Source organism: Dellaglioa algida DSM 15638 (genome assembly GCF_001434695.1).
GTDB lineage: Bacteria > Bacillota > Bacilli > Lactobacillales > Lactobacillaceae > Dellaglioa > Dellaglioa algida.
In genome coordinates, this window is sequence record NZ_AZDI01000028.1 from 1 (window position 1) to 471 (window position 471).

The 471-nt window shown below is 32.1% G+C and carries 1 protein-coding gene; it reads left to right on the plus strand.

The annotated features are described in order from the left end of the window. Window positions 1-471, plus strand: a 471-nt coding sequence (locus tag FC66_RS07835; RefSeq protein ID WP_057974809.1) for a restriction endonuclease subunit S, incomplete at both ends; no start/stop codon positions are given.

Below are 471 nucleotides of genomic sequence, written 5' to 3' on the forward strand. Positions count from 1 at the left end.
CGATTGGGAACAGCGTAAACTGGGAGAAGTAGCTATTATAACTATGGGTCAATCTCCTAATGGTAAAAATTATACTGAAAATCCTAAAGATCACATTCTGGTCCAAGGAAATGCAGATATGAAAAATGGAAAAGTTGTTCCAAGAATTTGGACAACTCAAATCACAAAAATTGCTGATAAAAACGATATTATTTTAAGTGTTCGAGCACCTGTTGGAGACGTAGGAACAACTGCTTATCCTATAGTACTTGGTAGAGGCGTCGCTGGAGTAAAAGGAAATAATTTTATTTTTCAAATTTTACATAAAATGAAATTAATGAATTTTTGGAGAATCTATAGTACTGGATCTACTTTTGATTCTATTAATTCTATCGATTTAAGGAATGCTACTGTAAGTGTCCCTATACTAAAAGAACAAGAACAAATCGGTACATTTTTAAAAAATTTAGATAACACTATCGCTCTTCATCA